Raw genomic sequence first — 23,720 nt, 5'->3', positions numbered from 1 at the left:
AAAAAGAAACGAAGGTAATGAAATTACCTTCGTTTCTTTTTTATCCTGTCACACATCCGTAATATTACAATGTATAATTCGACATCTACACATAAAAAAATAGTAAATTTTATGCTATTTTCATATACAAAAATGGCGTTTCATGTCGAATTTTGTTAAAGCATTGAAATATAACCGTGTGTTTTTGTTACAATTATGATACAATGATAACAAATAGATAACAAGAGAGGGATTTTCATTGAGTTCATACGGAAGCTTTATTGCACTTTTATGTTACATAGTAACTGTACTGCTTCTATATTTTATTGGGGATGCTGCGAACATTTCAGTATTACAATTTCCTAAAGAAGAAGCGTTCCAATTAGAATCAGAAAAACATACTGCAAGATCCATTGCACCACTACTCCTAGCTCTTCCTGTATATATCATCGTTTTATATAAAAGCAAAAAAGTGTAAAGGCTACCTATTTCATTCATTTCGGTGGTCTTTACATTTTTTTGTGATATCTATCCTATTTTAAACATCATCCCGTAGTAAACACCCAGCTAGTCATTTAAAATGAGAAAATCCCCTAGAAAAAATTCCACTCTCTGTCCAGTCACTCACTACCGAACTTACATAGATTATAAGTGTGAAGGGGGTGATGAGGATTATGTTTGGATCATTTGGATGCTGTGATAACTTTAGAGACTGTCATCATCATGAAAGAGAGTGTGACCGTCGTGAAAAAGAGAAAGAAGTAGTTAAGCCACAACAACCAGCTGTATGTAACGTACTTGCTAGCATTTCAGTTGGAACAGAACTTTCTCTTTTAAGCATTAAAGGTATTGGATCTTTCAACAATGTAATTTTTGAAGGTTTCGCTAACGGCGTTGCTCTTTTCTCTGCTTTAGCTCGTAACAATAATAATAAAGATGATAAAGACAACGACAAAGATGATAAGAACCGTCAACGTAATACTTTTAATGGTATTTTACGTGTATGCCCAACTGATATCGTTGCTATCGCTATCTAGTTCTGTGTCTTATCCTCTATAGTAAGAAAATAAGATTTACTTTTCTCATAGAAAAAACCTGAGACCGATTTCAAATCGACTCAGGTTTTTTTATTAATTATATGCTTTTAACTAGTTCAACAACTTCTTCAGCAGTTGACATCATTAATGCTTTTTCTGCTAATGTTTCCATTTCTGCTTTTGACAACTTGCTTAGTTGTGTTCTTGCAGGAAGAATAGATGTTGCACTCATACTGAACTCATCTAAACCTAATCCTAATAATAATGGGATAGCAAGTGAATCTCCCGCCATCTCACCACACATACCAGCCCATTTGCCTTCTTTATGAGCAGCATCGATAACCATTTTTACAAGACGTAAAATAGATGGGTTATATGGTTGGTATAAGTATGATACTTGTTCGTTCATACGGTCTGCAGCCATTGTGTATTGGATTAAGTCATTTGTTCCGATAGAGAAGAAATCAACTTCTTTAGCGAATTGATCTGCTAATACTGCTGAAGCTGGGATTTCAACCATCATACCAACTTCAATAGAATCAGAAACAGTTGTACCCGCTTCTACAAGTTTCGCTTTCTCTTCTAATAAGATTGCTTTCGCTTGACGGAACTCATCAAGAGTTGCAATCATTGGGAACATAATTTTTAAGTTACCGTATACGCTAGCACGAAGTAATGCACGAAGTTGTGTACGGAACACATCTTGCTCATCAAGACATAAGCGAATTGCACGGTATCCTAAGAATGGGTTCATTTCTTTTGGTAAATGTAAGTATGGAAGCTCTTTATCTCCACCGATATCAAGTGTACGAACAACAACAGGTTGACCTTCTTTTACACCTTCAAGAACTGCTTTATACGCTTCGAACTGCTCTTCTTCTGTTGGAAGATTGTCACGGCCCATGTATAAGAATTCTGTGCGGTATAAACCAACGCCTTCTCCGCCATTATCGATAATACCTTGTACATCATTTGGTGTTCCGATATTTGCAACAAGCTCAACATGATGTCCATCACTTGTTACAGTAGCTTGGTCTTTTAATTTTGCCCATTCAGTTTTTTGCTCTTCAAATTTCGCTTTCTTTTCTTCAAAAGAACGAAGAGTTTCTTCTGATGGATTTACAATTACTTCTCCATCTAAACCGTCGATGATTACGATATCGCCGTTTTGGATTTTCTCCATAACAACTTTCGTACCAACAACAGCTGGAATTTCCATAGAACGAGCCATAATTGCAGAGTGAGATGTACGTCCACCGATATCAGTTGTAAAACCTTTTGCATACTTACGGTTTAACTGAGCTGTATCAGATGGTGTTAAATCTTCAGCAATGATGATTACTTCTTCAGAAATTGTACCAGGGTTTGAGAAGTTAATTCCTAGTAAATGTGCAAGAACGCGTTTTGTTACGTCACGAATGTCCGCAGCACGTTCTTTCATATATTCGTTATCCATGTTTTCAAACATAGAAATAAACATTGATGCAACTTCATCCATTGCAAATTCAGCATTTACTTTTTCGCTATTTACTTTATCTTTTACTGGGTTTACTAGTTCTGGATCATTTAATACTAATAAATGTGCTTCAAAGATCGCAGCTTTATCAGCACCCAGCTCAGCAAAAGCGTGGTCCTTAATTGCTTCTAATTCAGTTTTTGCTTTCTCAAGCGCAGCGTCTAAGCGTGCAATTTCAGCAGCTTCGTTTGTAATTGATTTCTTTTCAATGTTAAATTCAGGATTCTCAAGTCTGAAAGCCTTTGCAATAGCAATCCCACTTGATGCAGCGATCCCTTGAATGTTAAGAGTCATTATTCTCCTAATCCTTCGTTTTTCATAGTTTCTTCGATAGCTGCTAGTGCTTGAGCTGCATCATCACCATTTGCAGTGATTTTAATTTCTGCGTTTTGTTGAATGCCTAAAGACATAACGCCCATGATTGATTTTAAGTTAACGTTCTTTCCGTTATACTCTAAGTTAATGTCAGAACCAAATTTGCTTGCAGTGTTTACAAGTAGAGTTGCTGGACGAGCATGAATTCCTGAGTCGCTAGTTACTTTAAAGATTTTTTCCATGATAATTTATCTCCTTTAAATTACAGTATTTTTTAGTTGTATAGATGTGAGTACTACATCATCTATTGTATATAATAGGCGATGTTCGGTCAACCACATCGCCTATTATAATTATAAACATTTTGCGTCAAATTCCTACTGAATGTCAATAATTGCGTTTTCGCCCTTCTTAACATTTCCATCTTTTTTCAATTCGACTTGTTGTCCTTGTTGTAAATTCGTAAAGACAATTGGTGTAATGATAGATGGTGCATTTTCTTTTACAAATGCAAGATCTACTTTTAATAATGGTTGTCCTTGTTTCACTTTGTCGCCTTGTGCTACAAGCGCTTCAAAACCTTCACCATTTAATTTTACAGTATCAATACCGAAGTGGATTAAAATTTCTTTTCCGCCTTCAGATTGAATACCAATTGCATGCTTTGTAGGGAATACATTAACGATCTCACCGTTAACTGGAGAAACTACTGTTCCTTCTGTTGGCTCGATTGCAAATCCGTCTCCCATCATTTTTCCTGAGAATACTTGATCAGGTACTTCTGTAATCGGTAAGATTTTTCCTTCAATTGGTGAAACGATTGTTTCGTTTTCATCAACTTGCTGAGGAGCTTCTTCTACTTTTACAGGCTCTTCTTTTTCAACATGAGGTGTACGACCTGACATAATATCATGAATTTGTGATTTTAACGTGTCAGATTTCGGTCCGAAAATAGCTTGAATGTTATTTCCAACTTCAAGTACACCAGCTGCTCCAAGCTCTTTTAAGCGATCTTTGTTTACATTCTTTTGTTCGTTAACTTGAACACGTAAACGAGTAATACAAGCGTCTAAAGAAGCAATGTTTTCTTTACCACCAAGTGCAACTAATACTTCACGAGGAAGTTCACCAGCTTCTGCTTTTCCTGCACCTTCATTAGCATTTGCTACTTCACGACCAGGTGTTTTTAAATTCCATTTACGGATTGCGAAGCGGAATCCGAAGTAGTAAATAACTGCTAGTACAAGACCAACAACAATTACCCACCACCATGCTGTACGGCCTGGTAATACACCGAATAACATAAAGTCGATTAAACCACCAGAGAATGTCATACCAATTTTAACACCTAAAATTTGCATTGTCATAAATGATAGACCAGCGAATACGGCGTGAATTCCGAATAATACTGGTGCTACGAATAAGAATGAAAATTCAAGTGGTTCTGTAATACCTGTTAAGAAAGATGTTAATGCAGCAGAACCTAAAATACCAGCTGCTAATTTTTTGTTTTCTGGACGTGCTTCATGGTACATTGCTAACGCTGCTGCTGGAAGACCGAACATCATGAACGGATACTTACCAGTTGTAAATGTACCTGCTGTTAATTCTACGCCGTCTTTTAACTGTGCCATAAAGATTTTTTGGTCACCACGGATTAATTCGCCAGCTGCATTTGTGTACTGACCGAATTCGAACCAGAACGGTGAATAGAAAATATGATGTAATCCAAATGGGATTAATGAACGTTCAATTAAACCGAAAATAAATGCTGCGATCGTTCTATTTGCATCAATCATTTGATGTGAGAACGTATTTAAGCCACCTTGAATGTATGGCCAAACGAAGCACATGATAATACCTACTACTAAAGAGAATGTTGCAGTTGCGATCGGTACGAAACGCTTACCTGCGAAGAAACCTAAGTATGATGGTAATTCAATGTTGAAGTATTTATTGTAGCAATATGCCGCTACTATACCGACAATAATACCACCAAACACTCCAGTTTGTAGCGTTGGAATTCCTAATACATTTGCATATGCTGGATCAGCAAATCCAATTTTTACTGGGTCTGCTCCAGAACTTGTTACTTTTACTAGCTTATCTACTTCTAAGAACACACTCATCGTTTTGTTCATAATTAAGTAGCCGACGAATGCTGCTAAACCAGCTACTCCGTCTCCACCAGCTAAACCAATTGCTACCCCAACTGCGAATAATAATGCAAGGTTAGCGAAAATAATATCACCAGATTGTTCCATAATTTTTGCTACCATTACGAACCAGTCTGCTTTTAAAGCAGGAATAACATTTGTTAACTGTGGATTTTGAAATGCATTACCAAATCCAAGTAAAATACCTGCTGCCGGTAAAATCGCTACTGGAAGCATTAACGCTTTTCCGACTTTTTGAAGAACACCAAAGATCTTCTTAAACATGGAAACCCTTCCTCTCTTATCTATATTGATACCTTCCGACAAACGCCAAAAAGACATGAGGAAAAAAAGATAGAACGATAGCTATACAAAGGGTAGTATATCCCTTTCTCAAGCTTACATTCCTTACTTTTCTCCACTCATGCCTGATCGAATCAGTAACACGTGTCAAAAATAGGTTTACGTATAAGTTCACTATAATTAAGGCAAACGTTTTCGCTACTTACCTTAATGTGTTTGTCGAAATTTGTATAACTTTGCAATAGTTATTATACATAACTATTGTAAGCGATTCAATGATTTTTTTTAACGTTTTCATTTTAGACAAAAATATATGTCTTTTTACACATGCTCTGCTTTCACTAAGCGCTGCAGGTGCATCGTTAAATATATGCTCTCTGCTTCATACACAGGAAGTTGCAATTCTTTTTGCATGACCTTAACTAGTTTCCAAGCTAAATTATAACAGGCAGGATATTCCGCCTTTAATAAATCAGCAAAACTTTGTGATTCCTCTACTTTCTCCCCTTTTTTCACCCGCTCAATCGCATATTGTAAATGACGGATAAGGCGTAAATAGTGGATACTTTCTTGGTCTAATGTAATTTGTAAGTTTGTCTCAATTAAAGATACAAGTTGTGCAATGAGACGGGAGTTTTGATTAACTGAAGATAAATCTGAATTTGTAAGCGAACTGTAAATATGAAGTGCAATAAAACCAACTTCTCCTTCTGGCAATGTAATTTGCAAACGAGAATTTAAAAGGTCTACAACACCTTCAGCAATTTCATATTCCTCTGGATAGAGCATTTTCGTTTCAACTAAAAAAGGATTATCAATTGTAAGTCCTTGTTTTAACCGCTTAATCGCAAAAGAAATATGATCTGTTAAAGCGATATGAATATGTTCGTTCAATGGTGATTTTGCTTTCTCTTGAATGTAGAACATAATGTCATTCATTAATTCAATTAATTTTTCGCTTACATGCGGCACTAACAGTTTGTATTGTTCACGATCACGTTCATTTTTTAAAACAAACATTTTTTCAATTTGTTCTTGCTCCAATACGTCTTTCGCTTTTTTCCCAAATCCAATTCCTTTACCAATCACTACTACTTCCTCATGTTCAGGATGGCTAGCAATGATGACATTATTATTTAAAACTTTTTTAATTTCTAGATAATTACTCATATAACACCACCCTAGTACTTAAATAGCCTGCTTTTATGTTACAGAATATTCTTCTTTGTCGTCAATGTAAAACATCTACCATTTCATAAAAATTCGTTTTTTAGACATGTTTATATATGATGCGTATAATGTAAGAGCAACTGTACATAGAAAGGGGATAACAACATGATTAAAATGTTTGTAAGTGATATCGATGGTACAATGATGCAACACGGAGGGTTAATTGACGAACAGGATATTGTAGCACTTCGTAGTCTTGCTGAGCAAAATGTTATTCTTTGTTTCGCTTCTGGTCGACTAGATAATGAAATTGCAGACTTAATGAAAGCTGTAAATACAAATTTCCATCGTATTAGTGTAAATGGTGTTTTCGTGTATACACATGAAAACAAGCAACTATTATCCGCAACATTCGATTCGAGTATTCTACCTGACCTGTTAGCAATGACAAATGAAGATCCTTATTTTCGTTATGTAAGTGATGAGCATAATTATTACATTGAAGAGAAGACGCCGTTTATTCATGAGCTTGAACAACAAGTAACGATGACTTCTGTTGAAGAACCGCATCTATTACAGAAAATTGATGATACAATTTTCCCAAATAAAATCTCTGTTGGCGGAACAAAGGAAAGCTTACAACTCCTTCAGAAAAAAATTGATGAAAAATTCCATGGAAAAGTTAGTACATTCATTTCAGCAGAACAATGTTTAGATGTAATGCCACCTAATATTAGTAAAGGTTCTGCTATTTCTGTTTTATTACAAGAATTTCAAATACAACCAGAGGAAATTGCTTGCATAGGGGATTCTTATAACGATATTCCAATGTTTTCTTTAACTCCTCACAGTTTTGCTATGTCTCAAGCAGATGACGCAGTAAAAGAACACGCTCACTATGTAGTAAATACAGTTAAAGATGCTGTTAACCACGTAATTGCTCATAATAAAAATACGACTCACTCCTTATAAGGATGAGTCGTATTTTTTCTTTACATGTTCAACAATTTGACATTAACTGTACTTCACAAACTGAAATATATTATTTGTTACGTGCGATGTTTGTAATAAACTTATAACGATCCCCACGATAAATACATTTCACATACTCTAACGGTACTTCACCTTCTGAATATGACCATTGACGCATTACAAGAACCGGCGCCTTTTTAGGAATATGCAGATGTTCAGCTTCATTATCTGTTGCAATTGAAGCTTCAATTGATTGAGTAGCGCTAACAAGTTTAAAGCCCAGTTTTTTCTCTAAATGTTCATATAAAGACTGTTGCAATATTTCTTCGTTAATATCTTTTACAAGAGCTGGCGACAAATATGTCGTCTCAAAAGCAATCGGTTCATCATCAGCTAAGCGAATACGCCTCACTTCATAAACCGACTCTCCCTCCTGTATTCTCAACCGGTCTGCTATTTTCGCAGTAGCTGGAACTAGGCGGAAACTAAGTAATTGACTACTTGGATTCATCCCACGAGAAATCATATCTTCTGTGAATCCCGTCATTCCTTGCAATTTTTGTTCCACTTTCGGAAGTTGGACAAACGTACCAATTCCACGTTTCCGATATAAATAACCTTGTTCCACTAAATTATTAATCGCCTGTCTGATTGTCATACGACTCACTTCGAACTTATCGCAAAGTTCATTCTCAGATGGGATTTTATCTCCCGGCTTCCATTCGCCGTCCTCAATTAGCTGTTTCACCCACTCTTGAATCTGATAATAGATCGGAAATGGTGAATACTTGTCGATGTTCATCAGCAATCGCCTCACTGCATAAAGATAGAGCTTCTTGATCAGCGATTACGGTTACATTCGGATGACGTTGTAAAACTGTAGCAGGACACGCTTCACTATATTCACCTTGCAATAATTCTTTAATAGCTTCTGCCTTTTTAGAACCCATAGCAACAAGTAGAATTTGTTTCGCTTTCATAATGCTTCCGATTCCCATTGTAATCGCATGAGTTGGCACATCTTCTTCTTTTTCGAAGAAGCGAAGGTTTGCTTGGCGTGTAGATTCTGTTAATTCAACAATGTTTGTTGGAGAATTAAACAGTGTTCCTGGTTCGTTAAATCCGATGTGACCGTTTTCACCGATTCCAAGAATCTGTAGGTCAACTGGGTTAGCAGCTAGAATGCCCTCGTAACGTTTGCACTCTTCCTCTAAATCACTTGCCATCCCGTTTGGTACATAAGTTTGTTTAAATGGAAGATGATCAAACAACTGTTCTTGCATGAAATAGTGATAGCTGTTTTTATCTTCATGTGGTAAATTTACGTACTCATCTAAGTTTACAGTGGTTACATGGCTTGTATCAAGTTTATTTTTTCGCATTTCTGCATAAATACCTAATGGAGAGCTTCCTGTAGCCATTCCTAATGTTGGGTTTTCTTTTGTTTTTACTACTTCTTCAATTAATTTATAACCTGCTTCTGCTAGTTCTTCTGGGGTTTTTACAACAAGAATATTCATTTAATTACTTCCCTTCCTTCATATGAATTCCTAAACGAACTGTATCATATACATGTAAATCTTCATTCATCACAACAAAGTCTGCATCTTTTCCTACCGCTAATGCACCTTTATGATTTAATCCAAACTCTTCTGCTTGGTTAACTGATGTCATTAGTACTGCATCTTCGATTGAACAACCTGTAAATTCAATTACATTTCGGAAAGCTTGATCCATTTTTAGAATACTACCAGCTAACGTTCCATCTTCTAATCGAGCACTACCATCTTTTACATGTACTGGCTGTCCGCCAAGCTCATATAATCCATCTTCAAGACCTTTTGCACGCATTGCGTCAGTAATAACACTTACCTTTTTCGGTCCTTTTAATTTATATGCTAATTTCACCATATCAGGGTGAATATGAATACCATCTGTAATTACTTCAACCATTACATCTGGATTTAATAACACATGACCAACAACCCCTGGTTCACGGTGATGTAATCCACGCATTTGATTGTATAAATGCGTTGCATGTGTAATGTTTCTATTTTTTAGTTGCGCATCAATTGCATCTGTATGTCCCATTGTGCCAACAACACCAGTTTCAGCAAGATACTGCTCAAACTCTAACGCACCTTCTTCTTCAGGTGCATATGTTACTAATTTAATTAGATTCCCGCTTGCTTCCTGCCATTGTTTAAATTGTTCAATATTCGCAGGAACAATATGTTCAAGTGGTTGTGCACCTGCACGTTTTTTTGAAACATACGGTCCTTCTAAGTGAATATATTCGAAATGTGCTCCTTTTTCTTTCGCTTCCTTCGCAGCATGTAGTGCCGCTTCGATTGCTTCTGGAGATTGTGTCATTGTTGTTGGGAAGTAAGTTGTAACTCCTTCTTTTAACATTTCTTTACCTAGAGTTACTAACCCATCGCTATTTGCATCCATCGCATCAATATCGTATCCACCATGAATATGAACATCGATCATACCTGGAATCACAATCTTCCCTGCCGCATCTAAAACCGCTTCATTTTCTTGTGATACATATTGAGCCATCAAACCAATTTCTTTAATTGTTTCTGCGTAACGAATAAATCCGTTTTCCACTACTTCTTGACCTGTATAAATTTTGGCATTGATGACAACTTGCGTTTTCATTTTCATCGATCCTTTCCCATGAAATACCTACTTGTTATTATTACCTTATTCGCCTAATTCCATCTTAATATATGCACGAGTAGTTGTCTAGACATTCGAATAAAATTTCCTTTTTGTTTAACAAAAAGGATACTTATTGCATCTCTCGCAATTATAATATATGTTATTCAGTTTTCCAAAAAGGGGGAATATCCTCGTATCCTATTACTCATTTAAGTAATGGCATTAATCCACTAGTGCCAATTGTAATATGCTCGCCATCTGTTTCCATTTCTACTGTACGTTTATTTGTTCCATATATCATTATACCATGTCGGTTTAAGCGTCTCACTACACTTTGGTGCGGATGCCCATACGGATTTCTGCTTCCATATGAAAGTATTGCGAACTGTGGCTCTACTTTTTTTATAAACATTTCACTTGTTGAAGTATATGAGCCATGATGTCCCACCTTTAACACATCTGCATGTACATCAAATTGCTTTAATATTTCAGTTTCGGTCCGCACATCAGCGTCACCCATTAGTAAAAAATCCGCTTTTCCGTATCTTACCTTTAACACAATTGAAGATTCATTATTTTCATCTTTTGATTTCCCATTGTTTAATACTTGTATGGAAACATGCGGATCTAGTGGTATGTATTGTCCCTCTTTTACCGAAACGAAAGGAATTCCTCTTTTTTTAATATGATTCCGGTATGTGTGATACGTAAAAGAACTATACGTTTTTCCACTATCTAATATAAGTGATACCGGCATTTGCTCTACAATCGGAATCAATCCTCCAATGTGATCCATATCAGGATGCGTACTGACGATAACATCTAAATGATTAATCCCTTTTTCGATTAGTTTTTGAATGATAACCTCACCGGCTTCATAAGGTCCCCCGTCAATTAACATCGTTTGTCCATTTGGCAATGTAATAAGTGTTGCGTCACCTTGCCCAACTTTTAAAAAACTCACTTTCATTTTACCAAAATGTTGACGCTGTATATGTAAAGGAGACGCGGTATGAATAGACATCATATATCTTTCGGCCGATGCACTATTTAAAGAAAAGCATAACAAAACAGAAACTAACAATAAAATACTTCGCATACCTCTCATAACTCGTCTCCTTTTTTTCAATTAGTATGGCACGGTATATAATTGATATACAAAAAAAGCTTAGCAAAATGCTAAGCTTTTATTTCGATATCTCCTGTAAAGAACCAAAGAATAAATCTGCTTCATTCATTTGTTCATTCTCTTCAGAAAGTGCCGGTAAATCATCTAATGTTTTTAGTCCAAATGTGTCCAAAAATTCTTTCGTTGTTCCATATAAAATAGGGCGCCCTGGTCCTTCTGCTCTGCCCATTTCTTTTATAAGTAAATGTGAAACTAACGTTTGTAACGCCTTATCGGTTTTTACCCCTCTAATCTCTTCCATTTCAGTCCTTGTAATCGGTTGACGATATGCCACAATCGCTAACGTTTCTAGAGCAGCCTGAGAGAGTGAAGCAGCTGTTGGGATATCTATTAATTTTTGATAGTACGAGGCATGTTCTTTCTTTGTAGCAAAACGATATACTTTTGCATACTGTACAATTTGCAAACCGCGGTGTGCACCTTCACATTCTTTTTGCATTTCTTCTAAAATATCGATTACTTCGTTTCCTTCAATTTCAAGAACTTTCGCTATTTGTTCTGGATAAATCCCTTCATCACCAGAAACAAATAAAAGCCCTTCAATGATTGATTTTTGTTCTTTTCTATCCATTTTACGAGCTCCTTCCTTCTATTTTCTCCATAAAAATACACATCAAAAAACCGAATCACAATCAATGCGTTCGGTTCAATATTTTTTCTCTTGTTCCAAACGATACATTCAAACCTAGCATGAGATATCATATTTCCATCCCATTTCCCATACTAAATCTATGCAGATTTAGTAGAGCTTGATACGAAAATTTCATCAAAATTATGTTCTTGTTCAATTATGATTTGTTGATTTTTCATAAGCTCAAGAACCGCTAAAAATGTTACAACCATTATTTCCCGTTCGTCATCAACAAACAAATCATAAAAACTTTGACGACCACCTTGTATTTCTAACTGTTTTAAAATATCAGTCATGCGCTGTTCAATTGGTATTTCTTGACGAGTAATACGTGTTGTTACAGGTTTCTTTGCTTTTTTACGGCGTATTAATTTTTGGAATGCCGCTAGCATATCATATAACGTAACATCAAGAGGCAAGTTTGTCTCCTCTTCTTGTTGCAATGATGTAAAATCAATTGGCGGACGTGTATATAGCTGTGCTCTTTCTTGTTCTCTTTCTTTTAGCTCAGTAGCAACTTGCTTATATTTCTTATATTCAATTAACCTCTCCATCAATTCTTGACGAGGATCATCTATAAAGTCATCACCGTTATCAAGTACATCTTCTTCATGTTTCGGCAACAACATTTTACTTTTAATTTGTAATAAAGTCGCAGCCATTACTAAATACTCACTTGCAACATCTAATTGTAGTTCTTTCATCGTATGAACATAAGATAAATATTGCTCTGTAATTTCCGCTACAGGAATATTATATATGTCAATTTCATAACGATGTATTAAATGTAACAATAAATCTAAAGGCCCTTCAAAAGCCTCTACTTTAAAATTATACTGCACAAAGCATCCCACCACATTTTTTCTATAACAACATAAGTATAGAGCATACTCATGTTCTATCCAACCTTTTTAAGAAATTTAATTAAAAATAGACCGATGCCTATGTCATCATGCCCACCGCTTCATATGATAACAGTGTAGTAAGAACAATGTAGGAGGTCAAAAAACTATGGGTCACGTTGATTGCGGTTTTAGCGGTGGGTTCGCATTACTTGTTGTATTGTTTATTTTACTAATTATTGTAGGGGCAGCTTGCTTCTGCTAATATGAACAATAACGACTAGGGGAAATTCCCTAGTCGTTTATTGTTCATATTTCTATGATACACTTGTAGTTATAACCGTTAAACAGGGGTGAAAAACATGTATCCTACCGAATACATACAATTTTTAATTCATTTTCACGGAGATTATGATTATTTTGAATGCCACGAAATACTGGAAGAATATTGGAAGGAAAAGCCCAGAGGAGATCGTGATCATTATTTAGTAGGTCTCATTCAAATTGCAGTTTCTTTATACCATCAAAGACGCTCTAACTGGAATGGTGCAGAGAAGATGATGAAAAGCGCCATAACGATTTTAGAAAAAAACAGTACACCTTTACTACGTTTAGGAATAAATGCCACCCAACTTCTAGTCTTACTCAAGGATAGATTGCAATCTATACAGAAAGAAGAACATTTCACATCGTTATTTTTACCATTAACAGATACAGCATTAGAAAAGCACTGCATGGAATTATGTCAGAAACAAAACCTCCCTTGGAAAGACGTAAATACTACTTGTAGTGACTATATAATACATAAGCACACATTACGTGATCGAACAGAAGTCATTACTGAACGAAATGAGCAATTACAAAAAAGAAAGCAGAGATAATAAACTACTTATCTCTGCTTTCACGAATGTATATTTTGTTCAAGCCCTTTACACTTTTTGCAAAAACTTGCTGTTTGCTCATTTCCGCAAATTGTAAACTCAAGAAATTTACTCTTTAACTCTTGTACCATCCTCGTCCCAATACCCATATGACGGTGAGATGGGTTCACACTCAAATGCTGAATTTCCAAAACTTGATTCTCTTTTTTTACAATCCCCATTATCCCAACAAAATCTTCATTTTGTTTCCACAAATACAATTGCCAATCATCCTTTGCTTCATAATCTTTCATAGTCAATTGTAATGTTTTCACATCTTTTTCCGTTGGCATAAATGAAAGAAGCCCCATTGCAATCTTTTCATAACTTTTTTTAAAACGAATTAACATAACCCTTATCCCTTCTTACAAAAGTTACAAACTATTAATCCCCTCAACCACTCTTTTCATATCACATTCATTTTACAATATTTTCAACAGAGTGAGAAGGGCTTAAAACAACTTGATAATCATACAAAGCGAAAAGAAGAAAGTCAAATATATGTTTCAGTACTATTTTTTCTAAGTAGATAGAAGGAGAAACGTTGTTATATGAAAGCGAAAAGAAACATCTACCGCTCCTTATCACTTCAATGTGCATCACCTGAGAGCAAATGAATTCTAGCAAAATGAATGTAATAAAAAATATTTATTGAAGCATGTAATCTAATGTATTCTATGTAATTTGTTAAAATTTTGTTCTCATACGCGACATATTTTCACTACAATAACAGTACTACTTGTATCATGTACTGTAAACGAAATACCCATTCCTACTAAAAACAAAAAAGAGAGCAATCGCTCTCTTTTCCCATTAACTTATTCTTCCCAAACTTTAACTTCTTTCATTACATCGCCTTGACGCATGTTTAATACTGTTTCGATACCGCTTGTTGCTTTACCGAATACAGTATGTACACCATCTAAATGCGGTTGTGGCTCATGAACAACAAAGAATTGGCTACCGCCTGTATTACGGCCAGCATGAGCCATAGAAAGTGATCCTACAAGGTGTCTATGAGGATTTCCATCAGTTTCACATGGGATAGAGTAACCTGGTCCACCCGCACCTGTTCCTGTTGGATCTCCACCTTGGCTTACGAAGCCAGGAATAACGCGGTGGAATGTCACACCATCATAAAATCCTTGCTCTGCTAGTTTTTTAAAGTTTTCTACTGTTTTTGGTGCCTCTTCTGGGAAAAATTCTAAATCGATTTTTTCACCATTTTCCATTAATATGTATCCTAAAGTTTTCATATGTATATGTCTCCTTTCAACTATCTCAGCACTATATTACCACATTCGTGACTAGAAACAAAAAGAATCCGACAATCTACATACTTCTTTTTTGAAATGTGGAAAAAGCTAGGTGACAAATAAAAAATATATACTATAATAACTGTGTTGCCCGAAAATTTTAGAAAGAGAAAGGGAGCGATTTTTCGTGAAAACGAAATTACTAGCTCTGCTATTAGCTGTAACGGTATTTATGATGCCAACAGCTTCGTTTGCAGACATCATCGAAGGAGAATCAATTGTTACACTAGGAGAAAACTTGTCTGAACAACAAAAACAAGATCTGTTAAAAGAAATGAAAGCACCAAAAGATGCTACAATCATAACTGTGTCTAATGCGGAAGAACATAAATTTCTAGAAGGAATTGTTCCAAAAGCACAAATTGGTACGAGAGCAATTTCCTCTTCTATGATCACATACACAAAGCCAGGATCTGGCCTTATTGTACGCTCAAAAAATATTAATTCGATAACAGATGCAATGTACACAAACGCACTTATTACAGCAGGTGTGAAAGATGCAGAAATTCAAATTACTGCACCATTTAAAGTTTCAGGAACCGCTGCTTTAACTGGTTTAATGAAAGCCTATGAAACAACATCGAACAAAGCAATTCCTGAGGAAGTAAAAAAAGTAGCCAATGAAGAAATGGTGCAAACAGCCCAGCTCGGCGATAAAATTGGTGAAGAAAAAGCAGTTCAACTTGTTGCAAAAATTAAAGAAGAAATTGCCAAAGAACAGCCAAAAACGACTGAAGATTTACGTTCATTAATTAAAAAAATTGCGGATCAACTTGGTATTACATTAACGGATGAACAGCTAGATAACTTAGTTGCGCTATTTGATAAAATGAAAAATCTTAATATCGATTGGAATCAAGTTGGCAGTCAGTTAAATAAAGCAAAAGAACATGTTTCTGCCTTTTTAGGATCTGAAGAAGGGCAAAGTTTCCTAGATAAAGTGAAAGATTTCTTCTCAAGTATCATTGATTTTGTTAAATCGTTATTCAAGTAAAAAAGAAGCTCGTCAGTGACGAGCTTCTTTTTTTATACGAGTAACGGTAGTTTCATAACAGCTTCTTCAACCGAACGAACAATATGATTTGCCTTCTGCTTCACATATGGATGAGCATGATGTAGAGTAAATGAATGCGGGGTTACTTCAAACATAGAAATATCATTGAAAGAATCTCCAATGCATGCGACTTCATTTGCTTCAATTTGCAAATGTTCCATTAGTCGCCTTAAAGCACTCCCTTTACTTACTCCCCTCGGCATAATGTCAACATAGCGTTTACCAGACATAAACACTTCCGCTTCGCCCTGAAATGTATCTCGTAATTCTTGATCTAATGCTACAATTGTCTCTTCTTCCCCAAAAACAAATAATTTCGCAGGATGTACAGTCTTACCAAATTCTTCTTCTAATGCTTCTATCTCAGCAATATGCACGCCCATATACGTTTCAAAATTATGATGATGTTCATTCTTTCTTTTTGTATATCGCTGCTCATTTGCACAAACAATATCTGCTAGTCCCTTTTTATGGATATATCGATATATTTCCTGGGCAATCCCATCTTCAAAATTTGATTCATGAAATATTTTTCCATCCGGCAGTAACATCGTTGCTCCATTTAAACTAGTTGTGTAATACGGGAATGCAAACCTATTTACAACTTCATCAATTCGATGAGTAAAGCGGCCAGAGGCAAAGCAAATATTTGTCCCTTTTTCAGCTAACCAACAAAGTGCCCGTTCATCTTCTTTTTGCATATGATTCACATTGTAAACGAGCGTGTCATCTAAATCACTTACAAATAATTTAATCATGTCCTCTTCCCCTTCCATACACAATGTCTACTCTAAGTGTACACAAAAAATGTTTGATTTTTGTTAAAAAACAATAAATTTTTACTAAAAAAATAAACGGGTGTATAATCCCGTTTATTTTTGTCTTCTTACATTTTGAGGTTTTACAATACTTGGGCGTACTTTTAAACTAGACATCGTTGGACGGAGTAGAATTTTTGTTAATGCTCCCCAATCAAATGGTAAAAACGGCCATAAATACGGTGTTTGTAAACTTTTTATAGACGTTAAAAATAAAATTAATATCGTCATTCCAACTACAAATCCCATTTCATGAAATATACCTGTCAAAATAATGACAAAGAGCTTCCCGATTTTATTCCCAAGCCCTAGTTCATAACTCGGTGTTGCATATGCTCCAATCATAGAAACTGCTACATATAAAATTACTTCTGGCACGAACAAACCTACATCAATGGCAATTTGCCCAATTAATATGGCAGAAATTAATCCTGCTGCAGATGATAATGATGTCGGTGTATGAATGGCAGCCATCCTTAAAAATTCAAGTCCAATTTCAGCCATCAAAATTTGTAATAAAATTGGTAAATGCGTCATCTTGTTTGGTCCAATGAAAGCAAGACTTTCTGGTAAAAGAGTTGGATCAAATACAAAAACTAACCAAAATGGTAATAAGAACAGCGAAAATATAACACCTAAAAAACGTACCCAACGTAAAAATGTACCTACAGCTGGATTTTGTCTAAACTCTTCTGCATGTTGTAAATGATGAAAATATGTTGTCGGTGTAATCATAGCACTTGGTGATGTGTCCACAAGTACTAATACGTGTCCTTCTAGTAGATGATTTGCCGCTACATCTGGTCTTTCTGTGTATCGAATAAGCGGGAAAGGATTATAGCCTTGTTTAACTACAAATTCCTCTATCGTTTTATCCGCCATCGTAATCCCGTCTACTTCAATGTTATTTAATTCTTGTTTTATAATCTTAACTAAATCCGGATTTGCAACATCTTGTACATATGTAATACAAATATCCGTTTGTGATCTATCTCCTACTCGAATCATTTCATTTCGAAGACGTGGATCACGTATTCTTCTACGAATTAAAGCCGTATTTACAACGATATTTTCCACAAATCCATCCCTTGCACCACGTACTACCTTTTCTGTATCTGGTTCTGTCGGCGTCCGGCCCGGATAACTACGAACATCTATCGCAAACGCTTCCGTTTCACCTTCTACAAATATAATGATGAGTCCTGATAATACTTGGAGCATTACCTCATCCATCGTTTTCACTTTACTTACTTGCTGATGAATTAATCGATTCTCTAAAAGCTTCACTGTATCTTCTTCTACATCCCTTATTTCATTTGTATCCACCGCTTCTTCTAAAATAGGGATAATATAATTCGTATCACAAAGTCCATTTACAAACAACACACCAATTTCTTTATTTAAAATTTGAAATTTACGTATGCCAACATCGTATGTAACCCCTAATCCAGCTGTTTGCTTTAAATAATTTTCATTATCACTTAAAAAAGATGAAATAGGGATATCCACTTTTTTAGGCTTCGTCATAAAATCCACTCCTTTCCAAAATTAACTGAATTGCTTTTTTAGTAATTGGTGATCCTCTCTCCCATTCATCGTTTCCACACATCTTACCGATATCACCAACTCCCACAATGATAGGAACATTCAAATCATCTAAACAATAAATTGTATCTCCGCTAATTCTGCCAATTTCACCATCTGGAAGTCCAAATTTATCAACACCGTATTCGGTTAAATTCCCATTCCGATCTACACTTACATCTACACGGGCCCATTCCCAATGATGTGTATTAGACGCTACTGCCAAAATCCCCAGTACATCAATTTGTTTATGTGTGGCTACATATTTTAAAGCCTTTTCACCAGATCCTTCTCCAATAAATCCACTGTCATCAAACATGACAAATACAGGGTCATATGGCGTTTGCATAATAAGCTCAACAACTTTCTTCCCTGTCAATTTGGTTGGATTACTTTGTGATGCTGAAATACACCTTCCCCCAAATTCCTTCGTTAAAAGCTCAATTGTTCGCTTTGCATATTCATCTCCATCTGTGACCAAAACAACCCTTCGTCTCATTTGATTTATCCTTTCGGTTTACATATAAGTGCTACAAAAAATGAAAATAATATCGCTGCAGAAATGCCTGCAGACGTTAAACTAAACATACCCATACCAATCCCTATATATCCGTGTTTTTCTGCCGCATGCATGGCCCCATGTAATAGAGAATGTCCAAAACTTGTAATAGGAACTGTCGCCCCAGCACCAGCAAACTTTATAAGCTTATCGTACAATCCGAATCCATCTAAAACTGCTCCTATGACTACAAAGGTAGCCATTAAATGGGCTGGTGTTAACTTTGCAAAATCTAACAATACCTGTCCAATTACACAAATAGCGCCTCCTACAAGAAATGCATATATAAAATCCACAATTCACTCTCCCTTCACTCTCTCAAATACGACACCATGTGCAATTGTTGGAATTGTTTCTTTCTGTTGCATCATCATTGGGCTTAATAGCGCACCAGTAGCAACGACAAAAATTCGTTGTAAATTCCCTTTTTGCATCTCGCTTAATAAATGACCATATGTGACAACAGCCGAACAAGCACAGCCACTACCACCTGCAAATACTTCTTCTTGATCGGAATCATAGATCATTAATCCGCAATCATTATATATATGCCCAAGATCATAACCTTCTTCCAATAAAAGTTGTTTCGCGATTGGTGTTCCAACAGCTGATAAATCACCGGTAACAATTAAGTCGTAATCAGCTGCACTTCTCTTCAAATCTTCAAAATGTTGTTGAATTGTATGAGCAGCAGCCGGCGCCATTGCCGATCCCATATCTAAAGGATTCGTAATTCCTAAATCTTGCACTTTTCCAATCGTAGCTGCCGTAATTTTAATGGCGCTTTTTTCTTTACTAATTAATATGGATCCTGCACCTGTAACAGTGGAATTTGCTGTTCCTGGTTTTTGTCCTCCATACTCTGTTGGATAACGAAACTGTCTTTCAGCCGTTGCATTATGACTACTTACCGTCGCTAAAACACGATTTGCGAATCCACCGTCTATAAAGGCTGACCCGACCGCTAAAGTCTCCATCGAAGTCGCACAGGCACTAAACATTCCTAAAAAAGGAATCCCCCATTTACGTGCAACATAATTTGCTGTCACTGTTTGATTTAATAAATCACCCGCTAAAAAGAAATCAATTTGTGATGTTTCTACATTTCCTTTTTGCACGACTTGTTGAATCGAATCTGACATTAATCTTCGTTCAGCAAGTTCCCAGTTTTCCTCTCCGCAATGTAAATCATCATATGAAATATCAAAATCCTTTCCAAGAGGGCCTTCAGCTTCTTTCGGACCAACAGCAGTACCGGTTGCATTTACATAAATATCATTTTGAAATACCCACGTTTGTTTTCCTGTCAACCTCATACTACCCCTCCTTTAAGACATCAAAATGTTAAAAGTATATCTTATTAACCCAATAATGTATGCACCAACGACTCCAAAAACGATAACACTTCCCGCAAGCTTAAACATATTTGTAGCAACACCAAGCACAATTCCTTCACTCTTATGTTCTAGCGCAGCGCTTGCCATAGAATTCGCAAACCCAGTAACTGGTACAGCCGATCCCGCTCCTGCAAATTGACCGATTTTATCATATACACCACAGCCTGTTAAAATCGCCGATAATAATACAAGCGTTGCAACTGTCGGATTTCCTGCTTCTTGTTCACTAAAATGAAAATAATGTATATAAAATTTCATCAATGCTTCTCCGAAAGTACAAATAAGTCCACCTACAAGAAATGCCTTGACACAATTTATGAAATAGTTTGGTTTGGGATGATACTCCTTCACTTTATTTATGTAATCATCCTTTAGTTTTCGTCCTGTCATTTATATATTGCCTCCTACTTTACGAAATAAATCCAGTGAAACAATGAGCCTATTACTTTGCCAAGTACAAGAGCAACGAGTAACACGACGATTTTTCCTTCTACCCCTACTCGTTTCGCTAAAATAGGTAAAACATTTAACACTTCTGTTAATGCGGCTGCAAGCATTCCAATGAATGTGCCACAAAATATACCTAATATAACAAGCCAATATTGCGATGTTTGAAATGTAATGTTTTTCAAACTACACCAAGCCCCTGTTAACGTACCTGCAATAACGGCCCACTCAAAATATTGAATGTGCTTTCCACTTCTCGTTAATTGAGCTAGCCGGGGGATTATACCAAGTACAGCTAAAAACGCGACATATCCGCTACCTACTGCAATTCCTCCCGCTAAACCAATTAGAATAACAAACCCAGATTCAATCATCGGCAAGTTGTTTCATATTATCCTTGTTTTCATGAACAATTACATATTGGTCAAGTGATTGCTGGTATTGGAACATCTCTACTTCTAACGGACTCGGCTCTTCATTAATTCGCTTTTGAAATACATGATTAAAAAATAAGACCATACCTAGCCCAAGACCTAATGAATACGGAATTTGAAATAAAAGTGGCTGCGCCTTAAATTCTCCTGTAATCATGTAATATAACCGTTGGTGCACTTGTTGCATGCTTACATCTTCATGAAAATAAATAATCGCAAGGGCGGCTCCAATGAAAAGTAACAACCATACAAGTCCGAAGAAAATCGGGTGTACTTTCTTTTTTTCATATATAATTTCAACAAGAGTTTGTCCAGAACCGAGTAAATTAATTTGTATATGGGCCGCTTTTCGCCCAATAATCTCAATAATTTTCATAACATCAATTACAACATGCGTCTTATCATGCGCTGTTATTTTGTAAACTACCTCATCTTGTAACGACTGCACTACTGCAGCATCTCCGGCAAGTTGAGCAACATCACCTAGCTTTACTTCATACGTAGGAGAAACTTTTAATCGATTACGCATTTTAATATAAATTGTTTGTTCCAATTTCCATTCACCTCTTTACTCTTCCTCGTAGTTGTAGTATGGTTATTGAATTTTTTTCTAATACAATTTTTTCATAAAAAAACATCTGTACCATTTCGGTACAGATGTTTTTTAGTTTATGCCTTTTTCTTAAATAAATTTGCAATACTTAATGCAAGTCCTCCCCAAATGACTACCATACCAATAACCATCATCATAATAGCTGATCCACTCATTATGAAACACCCCGATCTTTCCATTCTTTTTCAAGCTTAGCAGAATCTGAATGTATTTGTGCATTCCATTTCTTTAAACTAATGATTAGCGCAACGATAAGGAACGCTGCTGCAATTGACCAACCATATGTTACGACGAACTCCGTTGGATAATCTCCATAGTTCTTTTTAATATTTTGGATTGTACCATCAATTAACATGTATCCTAACATAAGCGGAGTAATAACGAGTAAACTCACTCTCCAAAACGTTCCTAACTTGATATCAGATACGAAGTTTGCGTGATTTTGATAAACTGGTAAACGGCGTAGAATGAGCCCTATCGTAACAACTTCTACTAATGCAATTGAAATTAATCCGAAGTTGTTAGCGAAATAATCCACAACATCTAGGAACATAAGCCCGCCACGTGTTGCAAAAACAAGAGAAACTAGTACGAGAAGCGTCCCCATAATTCCAATTGTTTTTTGGCGGCTTAAGCTGAACTTTTCAGATACGGCAGCAAAACATACTTCCGCAAGCGAAATGAGGGATGTAATTCCAGCAACCGTTAATGATAGGAAAAATAATACGCCAAATAACGGTGACATCGGTAATTCATTAATAATTTGCGGGAATACCACGAACGCAAGCCCTACACCAGCACTTGCTACTTTATCAACCGGTACTCCCATATTGTTTGCCATAAATCCAAGAGCAGCAAAGACCCCAATCCCTGCTAATAATTCAAATCCTGAGTTTGCAAACCCAGTAATAAAGGCATTATTTGTTGTATCAGAGTTTTTCGGTAAATAACTAGAATACGTAATCATAATTCCAAATGCTAAAGATAAACTAAAGAAAATTTGACCGTAAGCAGCAAGCCATACTTTCCCATCAAAAATACGACTCCAATCTGGTTTAAAGAATGCATCTAATCCTTGCATCGCACCTTCCATCGTCACTGCACGAACTACGATAATAAGGAACATAACAACTAGTAAAGGAATGAAAATGCGGTTAACAACTTCAATTCCTTTTTTAACTCCTTTGAATGCAACACCAAGCACAATTATCCAAACGAGAGCTAATGGAATTAATACTTCCGGTACGAGCCCTCCAAACTGCCCTGGCTTATCTGCAACATGCAAATACTCTTTAAATAAAAATGATTGCGTGTCTTTCCCCCATGCTCCAGTAATTGCAAAATACGTATACGAAATAGACCAAGCAATAATTACTGCATAATATGTTGAAACGATAAATGTTACACACATTTGCCACCATCCGATGAATTCAGCACGTGGACTAATACGGAAGAACGTAAGTGGCGCGGAACCACGGTGACGATGCCCAAGAGCGAATTCAAACGCCAATAATGAAATACCAGTCGTTAATAATGCGAATAAGTACGGTAAAAAGAATGCGCCTCCCCCATTTTCATACGCTGTATAAGGAAAACGCCATATGTTTCCTAATCCAACGGCAGAACCTACCGCTGCGAAAATAAATCCAGCCCTCGTTCCCCATTGTTGCCTCGTTTCCATATTTCCTTCCCCCTTTGTGACAAGTTCATAATTGGATTATATTTTAAATTTACTAAATTATCAATAAATTCTGTTAATTTTTACGAAAGTTTATATTCTACTCCTATTTAAAGCCAT

Annotated in this window: 29 protein-coding genes; 6 read left to right on the top strand and 23 right to left on the bottom strand. The window is 36.1% G+C overall.

The genetic code is table 11. The annotated features are described in order from the left end of the window. Positions 1-238: 238 nt before the first annotated feature. On the top strand, positions 239-457 hold the full coding sequence (locus KI369_RS18675) for a hypothetical protein (protein WP_212956926.1): 219 nt from the start codon (positions 239-241) through the stop codon (positions 455-457). 196 nt (positions 458-653) lie between these two features. Next, positions 654-1,016 (top strand): DUF3915 domain-containing protein, encoded by a 363-nt coding sequence (locus KI369_RS18670; protein WP_212956925.1) that lies wholly within the window; start codon positions 654-656, stop codon positions 1,014-1,016. A 97-nt stretch (positions 1,017-1,113) separates the two neighbouring features. Here KI369_RS18670 and ptsP read toward each other — a convergent pair whose 3' ends face one another. The 4 genes from ptsP to glcT all read right to left on the bottom strand — a co-directional run bounded on the left by ptsP (position 1,114) and on the right by glcT (position 6,476). Continuing rightward, complete coding sequence (ptsP, locus tag KI369_RS18665) at positions 1,114-2,826, bottom strand: phosphoenolpyruvate--protein phosphotransferase (RefSeq protein WP_000174216.1); 1,713 nt, start codon at positions 2,824-2,826, stop codon at positions 1,114-1,116. Next, positions 2,826-3,089 (bottom strand): phosphocarrier protein HPr, encoded by a 264-nt coding sequence (ptsH, locus tag KI369_RS18660; RefSeq protein WP_000411080.1) that lies wholly within the window; start codon positions 3,087-3,089, stop codon positions 2,826-2,828. Before ptsH ends, ptsP begins: the two co-directional genes overlap by 1 nt. 135 nt (positions 3,090-3,224) lie before the next feature. Next, positions 3,225-5,288, bottom strand: a complete 2,064-nt coding sequence (gene ptsG / locus KI369_RS18655) for a glucose-specific PTS transporter subunit IIBC (protein ID WP_212956924.1) — start codon at positions 5,286-5,288, stop codon at positions 3,225-3,227. 339 nt (positions 5,289-5,627) lie between these two features. Then, complete coding sequence (glcT, locus tag KI369_RS18650; protein WP_212956923.1) at positions 5,628-6,476, bottom strand: glucose PTS transporter transcription antiterminator GlcT; 849 nt, start codon at positions 6,474-6,476, stop codon at positions 5,628-5,630. A gap of 165 nt (positions 6,477-6,641) precedes the next feature. Here glcT and KI369_RS18645 point away from each other — a divergent pair, with 165 nt between their 5' ends. Then, the gene (locus KI369_RS18645; RefSeq protein WP_212956922.1) at positions 6,642-7,448 is read left to right on the top strand and encodes an HAD family hydrolase; all 807 of its coding nucleotides are present in this window, start codon (positions 6,642-6,644) and stop codon (positions 7,446-7,448) included. Positions 7,449-7,518: 70 nt separating this feature from the next. On the opposite strand, the gene phnF is transcribed toward KI369_RS18645, so the two are convergent. From phnF to KI369_RS18615, 6 genes are all read right to left on the bottom strand, one after another. After that, the gene (gene phnF, locus KI369_RS18640; RefSeq protein ID WP_002194085.1) at positions 7,519-8,250 is read right to left on the bottom strand and encodes a phosphonate metabolism transcriptional regulator PhnF; all 732 of its coding nucleotides are present in this window, start codon (positions 8,248-8,250) and stop codon (positions 7,519-7,521) included. Continuing rightward, a complete protein-coding gene (nagB, locus tag KI369_RS18635) occupies positions 8,180-8,968 on the bottom strand; it encodes a glucosamine-6-phosphate deaminase (protein WP_212956921.1) in 789 nt (262 codons plus the stop codon). The genes phnF and nagB overlap by 71 nt, the downstream gene beginning before the upstream one ends. A gap of 4 nt (positions 8,969-8,972) precedes the next feature. Beyond that, entirely contained in the window at positions 8,973-10,115 is a 1,143-nt protein-coding gene (nagA, locus tag KI369_RS18630; protein ID WP_212956927.1) for an N-acetylglucosamine-6-phosphate deacetylase, read from the bottom strand. 208 nt (positions 10,116-10,323) lie between these two features. Continuing rightward, positions 10,324-11,226, bottom strand: a complete 903-nt coding sequence (locus tag KI369_RS18625) for a ComEC/Rec2 family competence protein (RefSeq protein ID WP_212956920.1) — start codon at positions 11,224-11,226, stop codon at positions 10,324-10,326. Between the two features lie 79 nt (positions 11,227-11,305). Further along, positions 11,306-11,878: a segregation/condensation protein ScpB gene (gene scpB / locus KI369_RS18620; protein ID WP_000375162.1), complete on the bottom strand. Its 573-nt coding sequence runs from the start codon at positions 11,876-11,878 to the stop codon at positions 11,306-11,308. Between the two features lie 158 nt (positions 11,879-12,036). Continuing rightward, positions 12,037-12,780, bottom strand: coding sequence for a segregation/condensation protein A (locus KI369_RS18615; protein WP_212956919.1), 744 nt, complete (start codon positions 12,778-12,780; stop codon positions 12,037-12,039). Between the two features lie 169 nt (positions 12,781-12,949). Here KI369_RS18615 and KI369_RS18610 point away from each other — a divergent pair, with 169 nt between their 5' ends. Further along, positions 12,950-13,045 carry a YjcZ family sporulation protein gene (locus tag KI369_RS18610; protein WP_000510194.1) on the top strand — a complete coding sequence of 32 codons (96 nt, stop codon included), beginning with the start codon at positions 12,950-12,952 and terminating at the stop codon, positions 13,043-13,045. Between the two features lie 97 nt (positions 13,046-13,142). Continuing rightward, positions 13,143-13,661: a DUF309 domain-containing protein gene (locus KI369_RS18605; protein WP_212956918.1), complete on the top strand. Its 519-nt coding sequence runs from the start codon at positions 13,143-13,145 to the stop codon at positions 13,659-13,661. 20 nt (positions 13,662-13,681) lie between these two features. On the opposite strand, the gene ribT is transcribed toward KI369_RS18605, so the two are convergent. The 3 genes from ribT to KI369_RS18595 all read right to left on the bottom strand — a co-directional run bounded on the left by ribT (position 13,682) and on the right by KI369_RS18595 (position 14,956). Further along, positions 13,682-14,050, bottom strand: coding sequence for a GNAT family N-acetyltransferase (ribT, locus tag KI369_RS18600; RefSeq protein ID WP_212956917.1), 369 nt, complete (start codon positions 14,048-14,050; stop codon positions 13,682-13,684). A 67-nt stretch (positions 14,051-14,117) separates the two neighbouring features. After that, positions 14,118-14,300, bottom strand: a complete 183-nt coding sequence (locus KI369_RS29515; RefSeq protein ID WP_238484938.1) for a hypothetical protein — start codon at positions 14,298-14,300, stop codon at positions 14,118-14,120. A 218-nt stretch (positions 14,301-14,518) separates the two neighbouring features. Then, positions 14,519-14,956, bottom strand: a complete 438-nt coding sequence (locus KI369_RS18595; protein ID WP_000853785.1) for a peptidylprolyl isomerase — start codon at positions 14,954-14,956, stop codon at positions 14,519-14,521. Positions 14,957-15,143: 187 nt separating this feature from the next. Here KI369_RS18595 and KI369_RS18590 point away from each other — a divergent pair, with 187 nt between their 5' ends. Then, positions 15,144-16,010, top strand: a complete 867-nt coding sequence (locus tag KI369_RS18590) for a DUF1002 domain-containing protein (RefSeq protein ID WP_000850510.1) — start codon at positions 15,144-15,146, stop codon at positions 16,008-16,010. 32 nt (positions 16,011-16,042) lie between these two features. Here the strand turns inward: KI369_RS18590 and KI369_RS18585 are convergent, their stop codons facing one another. The 10 genes from KI369_RS18585 to KI369_RS18540 form a co-directional block, all read right to left on the bottom strand. After that, the gene (locus KI369_RS18585; RefSeq protein WP_212956916.1) at positions 16,043-16,846 is read right to left on the bottom strand and encodes a Cof-type HAD-IIB family hydrolase; all 804 of its coding nucleotides are present in this window, start codon (positions 16,844-16,846) and stop codon (positions 16,043-16,045) included. 96 nt (positions 16,847-16,942) lie between these two features. Then, a complete protein-coding gene (spoVAF, locus tag KI369_RS18580) occupies positions 16,943-18,415 on the bottom strand; it encodes a spore germination protein SpoVAF (protein WP_212956915.1) in 1,473 nt (490 codons plus the stop codon). Further along, a complete protein-coding gene (gene spoVAEA / locus KI369_RS18575; RefSeq protein WP_212956914.1) occupies positions 18,402-18,971 on the bottom strand; it encodes a stage V sporulation protein SpoVABEA in 570 nt (189 codons plus the stop codon). Before spoVAEA ends, spoVAF begins: the two co-directional genes overlap by 14 nt. A 5-nt stretch (positions 18,972-18,976) precedes the next feature. After that, a complete protein-coding gene (gene spoVAE, locus KI369_RS18570; RefSeq protein WP_000345909.1) occupies positions 18,977-19,327 on the bottom strand; it encodes a stage V sporulation protein AE in 351 nt (116 codons plus the stop codon). Between the two features lie 3 nt (positions 19,328-19,330). Continuing rightward, positions 19,331-20,347, bottom strand: a complete 1,017-nt coding sequence (spoVAD, locus tag KI369_RS18565; protein ID WP_212956913.1) for a stage V sporulation protein AD — start codon at positions 20,345-20,347, stop codon at positions 19,331-19,333. Positions 20,348-20,359: 12 nt separating this feature from the next. Then, entirely contained in the window at positions 20,360-20,818 is a 459-nt protein-coding gene (spoVAC, locus tag KI369_RS18560) for a stage V sporulation protein AC (protein ID WP_212956912.1), read from the bottom strand. 14 nt (positions 20,819-20,832) lie between these two features. After that, positions 20,833-21,249: a stage V sporulation protein SpoVAB gene (gene spoVAB / locus KI369_RS18555; protein WP_000572939.1), complete on the bottom strand. Its 417-nt coding sequence runs from the start codon at positions 21,247-21,249 to the stop codon at positions 20,833-20,835. Continuing rightward, the gene (spoVAA, locus tag KI369_RS18550) at positions 21,242-21,862 is read right to left on the bottom strand and encodes a stage V sporulation protein AA (protein ID WP_212956911.1); all 621 of its coding nucleotides are present in this window, start codon (positions 21,860-21,862) and stop codon (positions 21,242-21,244) included. The genes spoVAB and spoVAA overlap by 8 nt, the downstream gene beginning before the upstream one ends. 116 nt (positions 21,863-21,978) lie before the next feature. Continuing rightward, positions 21,979-22,077, bottom strand: a complete 99-nt coding sequence (locus KI369_RS18545) for a methionine/alanine import family NSS transporter small subunit (RefSeq protein ID WP_000016829.1) — start codon at positions 22,075-22,077, stop codon at positions 21,979-21,981. Further along, entirely contained in the window at positions 22,077-23,603 is a 1,527-nt protein-coding gene (locus KI369_RS18540; RefSeq protein WP_000450094.1) for a sodium-dependent transporter, read from the bottom strand. The genes KI369_RS18545 and KI369_RS18540 overlap by 1 nt, the downstream gene beginning before the upstream one ends. Positions 23,604-23,720: the final 117 nt, after the last annotated feature.

The sequence above is a fragment of the Bacillus sanguinis genome, assembly GCF_018332475.1.
Taxonomy (GTDB): domain Bacteria; phylum Bacillota; class Bacilli; order Bacillales; family Bacillaceae_G; genus Bacillus_A; species Bacillus_A sanguinis.
Note: the sequence above shows the minus strand (reverse complement) of the source record. Positions and strands in the feature narration are given on the sequence as shown.

Excerpts from the sequence above, each read along its gene's own strand:
- KI369_RS18670 (WP_212956925.1), top strand. The coding sequence starts at position 654 with ATGTTTGGATCATTTGGATGCTGTGATAACTTTAGAGACTGTCATCAT.
- ptsP (WP_000174216.1), bottom strand. The coding sequence starts at position 2,826 with ATGACTCTTAACATTCAAGGGATCGCTGCATCAAGTGGGATTGCTATT.
- ptsH (WP_000411080.1), bottom strand. The coding sequence starts at position 3,089 with ATGGAAAAAATCTTTAAAGTAACTAGCGACTCAGGAATTCATGCTCGT.
- ptsG (WP_212956924.1), bottom strand. The coding sequence starts at position 5,288 with ATGTTTAAGAAGATCTTTGGTGTTCTTCAAAAAGTCGGAAAAGCGTTA.
- glcT (WP_212956923.1), bottom strand. The coding sequence starts at position 6,476 with ATGAGTAATTATCTAGAAATTAAAAAAGTTTTAAATAATAATGTCATC.
- KI369_RS18645 (WP_212956922.1), top strand. The coding sequence starts at position 6,642 with ATGATTAAAATGTTTGTAAGTGATATCGATGGTACAATGATGCAACAC.
- phnF (WP_002194085.1), bottom strand. The coding sequence starts at position 8,250 with ATGAACATCGACAAGTATTCACCATTTCCGATCTATTATCAGATTCAA.
- nagB (WP_212956921.1), bottom strand. The coding sequence starts at position 8,968 with ATGAATATTCTTGTTGTAAAAACCCCAGAAGAACTAGCAGAAGCAGGT.
- nagA (WP_212956927.1), bottom strand. The coding sequence starts at position 10,115 with ATGAAAACGCAAGTTGTCATCAATGCCAAAATTTATACAGGTCAAGAA.
- KI369_RS18625 (WP_212956920.1), bottom strand. The coding sequence starts at position 11,226 with ATGAGAGGTATGCGAAGTATTTTATTGTTAGTTTCTGTTTTGTTATGC.
- scpB (WP_000375162.1), bottom strand. The coding sequence starts at position 11,878 with ATGGATAGAAAAGAACAAAAATCAATCATTGAAGGGCTTTTATTTGTT.
- KI369_RS18610 (WP_000510194.1), top strand. The coding sequence starts at position 12,950 with ATGGGTCACGTTGATTGCGGTTTTAGCGGTGGGTTCGCATTACTTGTT.
- KI369_RS18605 (WP_212956918.1), top strand. The coding sequence starts at position 13,143 with ATGTATCCTACCGAATACATACAATTTTTAATTCATTTTCACGGAGAT.
- ribT (WP_212956917.1), bottom strand. The coding sequence starts at position 14,050 with ATGTTAATTCGTTTTAAAAAAAGTTATGAAAAGATTGCAATGGGGCTT.
- KI369_RS29515 (WP_238484938.1), bottom strand. The coding sequence starts at position 14,300 with ATGCACATTGAAGTGATAAGGAGCGGTAGATGTTTCTTTTCGCTTTCA.
- KI369_RS18595 (WP_000853785.1), bottom strand. The coding sequence starts at position 14,956 with ATGAAAACTTTAGGATACATATTAATGGAAAATGGTGAAAAAATCGAT.
- KI369_RS18585 (WP_212956916.1), bottom strand. The coding sequence starts at position 16,846 with ATGGAAGGGGAAGAGGACATGATTAAATTATTTGTAAGTGATTTAGAT.
- spoVAF (WP_212956915.1), bottom strand. The coding sequence starts at position 18,415 with ATGACGAAGCCTAAAAAAGTGGATATCCCTATTTCATCTTTTTTAAGT.
- spoVAEA (WP_212956914.1), bottom strand. The coding sequence starts at position 18,971 with ATGAGACGAAGGGTTGTTTTGGTCACAGATGGAGATGAATATGCAAAG.
- spoVAD (WP_212956913.1), bottom strand. The coding sequence starts at position 20,347 with ATGAGGTTGACAGGAAAACAAACGTGGGTATTTCAAAATGATATTTAT.
- spoVAC (WP_212956912.1), bottom strand. The coding sequence starts at position 20,818 with ATGACAGGACGAAAACTAAAGGATGATTACATAAATAAAGTGAAGGAG.
- spoVAB (WP_000572939.1), bottom strand. The coding sequence starts at position 21,249 with ATGATTGAATCTGGGTTTGTTATTCTAATTGGTTTAGCGGGAGGAATT.
- KI369_RS18545 (WP_000016829.1), bottom strand. The coding sequence starts at position 22,077 with ATGAGTGGATCAGCTATTATGATGATGGTTATTGGTATGGTAGTCATT.
- KI369_RS18540 (WP_000450094.1), bottom strand. The coding sequence starts at position 23,603 with ATGGAAACGAGGCAACAATGGGGAACGAGGGCTGGATTTATTTTCGCA.